We start from the raw sequence: 5,140 nt of genomic DNA on the forward strand, positions 1-5,140 counted from the left end.
TCGGGGGCAAGCCCCCTCCCACATTGACTCGATTTCACATTCAATTTGCAGTGGTTTTAGATGACGTGATTGATACGAGGCATGCAGTCGATGGTGCGATCCACCACGGTCTTGGCCATTTCCAGCAAATGCCACACCGCATGGACTTTCGCGCGGTCGTGCGGCTGCAGGTGCTCACAACAGTCCCATACGGTGGCCGATGCGCTGTGGATCAGGTGAGCGATATAAAGTTGGGCGTCTTCGAAACTGAGGTTTTCGTTGGCGACAAGGCAGTCAACGGGTGGGTCGGGAAGTGCTTTGGTCATGGTGTAACTCCTATTGAATACGGGAGCGACCACTAACGCTGCTAAACGATAGGTGGCAGCTGTACGCGGGTTAGCAGACTGGCCAATAGGAACACCAGCGCACCCGAGGGTGCCCCACGCACAGCCACCATAAACGTGGATGTGAACCGTGTGCCTATTGAACTCAGGCTGCTAAACCCGATCGCTGAAAACCAGCGACGGGCCGAAGACTAGCCATCCATTCCAACAGTCACAAGGCGGCGGGGATTGTCTCGGAAACGTCCTGCAATTTAAAGGGACACGGCTTGCTGGCCCTTTACAAATCATGACGAAATGCCAGCATCGATCACCTGATGAACTTTCTTGTAGGAAATATCTTCCATGACAGTTTTTTATGGCTCCGCTGACGACTTTTCGCTTTTCCGGAGAGTGGTGAGGTTAGTTAAATATTGACTCCAACCAACCCCGTAAAGAACCGCAATGAATATAAATATAAGTACTTTCCACCACGAAATTTCTAAAGTCAGGCTTTCTAAAACCGCATTCAACGAACTACTGAGCGCAAAAGCCAGCTCCGAACCGGATGATCAAACTAATCGATTCGATGCAAAGCCTGCTTACATCGCCCCCCATCACTCGCAGACCCTCAGCGCAGAACTGCGCAATATACGAAAAATTGTTGATCACGAAAAACACGTCCTTATCCTAGATGGATTTAAAGTCGATGATCTTGCAGGTTTCAAATCTTTGATATGGACGTTCGGCTCTTTGCTGGGAGCGCCAATGGTGCAGAACCATCTTGGCCATAGGGTTATTGAGGTGTATGACCGGGGAGGTAAAAGCATTGAAGAAGGTGCGAGATATCATCAGACCCGTCAGGGCGCATATATCCATAACGATGGCGTAAGCGATCCGCTCCCTATCGATTATTTGATTCTGGCTTGTGGCCAGAAAGCCTTACTCGGCGGCGAAAGTATTCTGATAGACGCAAGTGCGGTATACGCTGAATTAATGGCATTCCCTGAGGTACTGGAAGAACTTAAGTGCGATTTCTATTTTGAAAATCGAGGTATGGCGGAGGAAGAACAATTATTCAAAGCGCCAATCTTGAGCTTTTCAAATGAGGGCATCCCTTTGATTAGGTACTTCCGCGTCTATATCGAATCGGCCCACATCAAAGCGGGTGCGCCATTAACCCTGGCGCAAATACATGCATTGGATTTGCTAGATACCGTCCTTGATCAATCTTCAGTTCAACATCGAGTGCTGCTTGAACCAGGGCAGGTTCTTATTTCAGCTGACAACAAGTTTCTCCATACCCGAACGCATTTCATCGATAAGAGCGCTCCGCGCTTAGAGATTGATGACGCAGTCTCTTTGAAAGATCTCAATCGATACATGTTACGAATGTGGTTGCGCAAACGATGATCCCTAGCTGGCCATAAGGCACAACTTCATATTCCCATCACAAGCCGAGCCCCATGGACAACTCCAACATCGCGATCACCCTTGTTTTGATCTCCGCCTTCATGCACGCCACCTGGAACGCGGTCGTCCGGGCGGGGAGCAGTCGCTTCATGACCTTGGCCATGGTCGATGGTACGGCGTTGCTGATCTGCCTGGCGGCGCTGCCGCTGGTGAATACGCCAAGCCTGCATGTGTGGGGCTACGTGCTGGTTTCCGTGGTGCTCAACACGGCCTATCGATTGTTTCTGATCAAAGCGTATGAAACCGGCGACTTTGGGCAGGTCTACCCGGTCATGCGCGGGGTGCCACCGGTTTTAGTCGCGCTGTTTTCCTATTTCCTGCTGCACGAGCAGCTATCGTTTCATGCCATGGCGGGGGTGTTGCTGATTTGCGTAGGCATTATCAGCCTGACATTCGTGCGCAGGATGTCCGCGCGTATGTTCAAACCAATTCTGATGGCGGTGTGCGCAGGTGCTTTCATCGCGTCATACACAGTGGTGGATGCCAAAGGTGTCAGAGCCAGTGAGACGGTGCTGCAATACATCATCTATCTGACGGTATTCCAGAGCATTCCGATTCCGGCGCTGGCGTTTTTCAAGAAACGTCTGGAATTCGCAGAGGCCATTCGCAACCATTGGAAAGTCGGCGTAATGGGCGGCGTTTTTTACCTCACTTCCTACGGCCTGGTGCTGTTCGCGCTGTCGCTGGATGCGGTGGCCAAGGTCTCAGCGTTGCGGGAAACCAGTGTTATTATCGGCGCCATTATTGCCGCGCTGTTTTTTCACGAGCGGTTCGGCTGGCGGCGGATGCTTTCGGCGTTCGTCATTGTTTGCGGGATCATCCTGATCAAAGTGAGCACCTGATGGGCCAACGTCCGCCACCTACACCCATGCTGCAAGCCTTTGTCAGTGCTGCACGAACAGGCAGTTTCGCCCGCGCAGCATCAGAGTTGAGCCTCACCGCCAGTGCCATCAGTCATCAGATCGCAGGTCTGGAAGAGTGGTGGGGCGTTCAGTTGTTCGAGCGCCATTCGCGGGGCGTCAACCTCACAACCGCCGGGCAGGCTTTGTTGCCGGTGACCGATGATTTTTTCAAAACCCTTGAGACGGTGTTGCACTCGCTGAATGCGCGCAAATCTCAGCTCCTTTATCTTTCGTGCACTTCGTCCCTGTGTTCGACCTGGCTAATCCCCAGAATGCATGGTTCCCACACCGACGCTTCATTCAATCTCGACCTGGTATTGACCAGTGCGGATATGAATAGCGCCAATCTCGGTGCCCATCAATTCGATGTTGCGATTGTGATGGGGTACGGCGACTACCCGGATCATCATGCCGAGCTTCTGATGCGCGATGCCGTGTTCCCGGTTTGCTCACCGGCGTTTCAACGCATGAATGGCGATATTTCGCTGACGGATATCGCGCGGTATCCACTCATTCACCGTGTGGAAGATCAAGTGTGTCCAGGGTGGGAAAGCTGGTTTGCGTTCCAGGGCCTGGCAGCTGCGCCTTATCACCATGGGCCGCGCTTTCCGGACTCAAGCCTGGCAATCAGTCTGGCGGTGAAGGGTGGCGGGATTGCGCTGGCCAGGACAGCGTTGGTGTATGACCAGTTGGAAGAAGGTGCATTAGTCACACTAGGCGGCCCGCTGATGATGTCGCCGGCGGCGTACTACGTTATTTGTAGGAATGGGCGGCAGTCGGAACCTGATATCGCTCGGTTGATTGACTGGCTTAAAGAGAGCGCTAGAAAGTTTCAGCAAGAAGTTGAAATCCGGTATCCGCAAATCGCCGGGGTTGGCGCACTTTGATCGTGTGATGTTACTGAAACGGATGCAAAAAAAAGGCCGCACCCTGCCAAGGAAACGGCCAAAAAATTGTCGAGGCTTTTGCAACTAACGGGCGGTAATCACCGACAGCTTGGTAATGCCCGCGCGCTCGATAGACGCCATGGCTCGCGCCACTTCGCCGTAGTTCACGCCATCGTCAGCCTGCAGTTGCACCCGCACATCGGGGTCCTTGGCCTTGGCCGCCTGCAGGTTGAATTCCAGCAGGTCCGGCTGGATTTCGTCCTTGTTGATAAACAGTTTGCCGGCGCCGTCGATGCTCACCACCAGCGGGTCCTTCTGCTCCACCGGCGCCACGGCTTCGGTCTTGGGCAGGTTGATCGGGATCGCGTTGGTCAGCAGCGGCGCGGTCACGATAAATACCACCAGCAACACCAGCATCACGTCCACCAGCGGCGTGACGTTGATCTCGCTCAGCACCTCATCACTGTCTTGCGTGGAGAAGGCCATATCAGGAAGCCTCCTTCACTTTTTGCGCGGTACCGGCGACGTTTTTGGTCAGCGCCGGGTGCAGCAGCACGCGGAAGGAATTCTTCTGCGCCAGGCTGTAGAAGTCGTGGGCAAAATCGTCCAGGTCAGCCGCCGTGAGCTTCAGGCGGCGCAGGAAATAGTTGTAGACCAGCACCGCCGGTACTGCGACGGCAATACCCACGCCAGTGGCGACCAGGGCCGCACCGATCGGCCCGGCCACGGTTTCCAGGCTGGCGGAACCGGCCGCGCTGATGCCCTTGAGCGCTTCCATGATCCCCCACACGGTGCCGAACAGGCCGATAAACGGCGAGGTGCTGCCGATACTGGCGACCACGGCCAGGCCGGTCTCCAGGGAACGGCGCTCACGCACGATCTGCTGGCGCAAGGCGCGTTCGAGGCGGTCTTGATGGTTGATCGCCTGGCTCAGGTCAGCCGCATGGGGCGCCTCGCCAACCTGGATTGCGGCATAACCGGCCTGGGCTACACGGGCAGCGGCACCCGGTTGGGTTTCCGCCAGTTCGGCGGCCGAGTCGAGACTCGACGCCGCCCAGAACTGTTTGTGGAATTTGCGATCCTGCGCCTTGAGGCGCCCGAACTGCACGCCCTTGAGCAGGGCCAGGCCCCAGGTGGCGACCGAAAAGACCACCAGCAGCCAGATCACCGCGCTTTCGATGGATTCAAGTGGAGATGCTAATGCCATGATGTTTTCCCTCTGAACAGGTCGCGGCGTGTGCAACACACCGCAGCGCAATAGTTAGTGAATCTTGAAATCGATCGGTACGCTGACCCAGCCGTCCTGGGCCACTTCGCCCTGCTTGGCCGGCACGAAGCTCCAACGCTTCACGGCGGTCAGTGCGGCGTCGTCGAGTTGCTGGCGACCGCTGCTTTTCTGGACCTGGATCTCACCCGGCTTGCCGCTGGCCAGCACGTGCACCCTGAGCAATACCGTGCCTTCCCAACCGCGACGCTGAGCCAGTGACGGGTACTCCGGCGCCGGGTTCTTCAGGTACGCGGCGTTGGCCGAAGCAGGTGTTACCGGGGCCGGCGCAGGCGGCGCAACCGGTGCAGGTGC

The 5,140-nt window shown here is 55.8% G+C and carries 7 protein-coding genes; 3 read left to right on the forward strand and 4 right to left on the reverse strand.

Annotated elements, in window-relative coordinates:
- Positions 1-56: 56 nt before the first annotated feature.
- Entirely contained in the window at positions 57-305 is a 249-nt protein-coding gene (locus tag WBR57_RS29370; RefSeq protein ID WP_424088957.1) for a hypothetical protein, read from the reverse strand.
- Between the two features lie 459 nt (positions 306-764).
- On the opposite strand from WBR57_RS29370, the gene WBR57_RS29375 reads away from it, so the two are divergent.
- Genes WBR57_RS29375 through WBR57_RS29385 form a run of 3 tightly spaced genes read left to right on the forward strand, consistent with a single transcriptional unit; the run spans position 765 to position 3,561 of the window.
- Complete coding sequence (locus tag WBR57_RS29375; RefSeq protein ID WP_424088959.1) at positions 765-1,712, forward strand: TauD/TfdA family dioxygenase; 948 nt, start codon at positions 765-767, stop codon at positions 1,710-1,712.
- Positions 1,713-1,765: 53 nt separating this feature from the next.
- Positions 1,766-2,614, forward strand: a complete 849-nt coding sequence (locus WBR57_RS29380; protein ID WP_424088961.1) for an EamA family transporter — start codon at positions 1,766-1,768, stop codon at positions 2,612-2,614.
- Positions 2,614-3,561 carry a LysR substrate-binding domain-containing protein gene (locus tag WBR57_RS29385; RefSeq protein WP_424088963.1) on the forward strand — a complete coding sequence of 316 codons (948 nt, stop codon included), beginning with the start codon at positions 2,614-2,616 and terminating at the stop codon, positions 3,559-3,561. Before WBR57_RS29380 ends, WBR57_RS29385 begins: the two co-directional genes overlap by 1 nt.
- An 84-nt stretch (positions 3,562-3,645) precedes the next feature.
- Here WBR57_RS29385 and WBR57_RS29390 read toward each other — a convergent pair whose 3' ends face one another.
- The 3 genes from WBR57_RS29390 to WBR57_RS29400 form a co-directional block, all read right to left on the reverse strand.
- Positions 3,646-4,047 carry an ExbD/TolR family protein gene (locus WBR57_RS29390; RefSeq protein ID WP_010565408.1) on the reverse strand — a complete coding sequence of 134 codons (402 nt, stop codon included), beginning with the start codon at positions 4,045-4,047 and terminating at the stop codon, positions 3,646-3,648.
- Position 4,048: 1 nt separating this feature from the next.
- On the reverse strand, positions 4,049-4,771 hold the full coding sequence (locus WBR57_RS29395) for a MotA/TolQ/ExbB proton channel family protein (protein ID WP_424088967.1): 723 nt from the start codon (positions 4,769-4,771) through the stop codon (positions 4,049-4,051).
- A gap of 51 nt (positions 4,772-4,822) precedes the next feature.
- A partial coding sequence (locus tag WBR57_RS29400; protein WP_424088965.1) for an energy transducer TonB occupies positions 4,823-5,140 on the reverse strand: 318 nt, incomplete at its 5' end.

The organism is Pseudomonas sp., assembly GCF_049590575.1.
Classification (GTDB): domain Bacteria; phylum Pseudomonadota; class Gammaproteobacteria; order Pseudomonadales; family Pseudomonadaceae; genus Aquipseudomonas.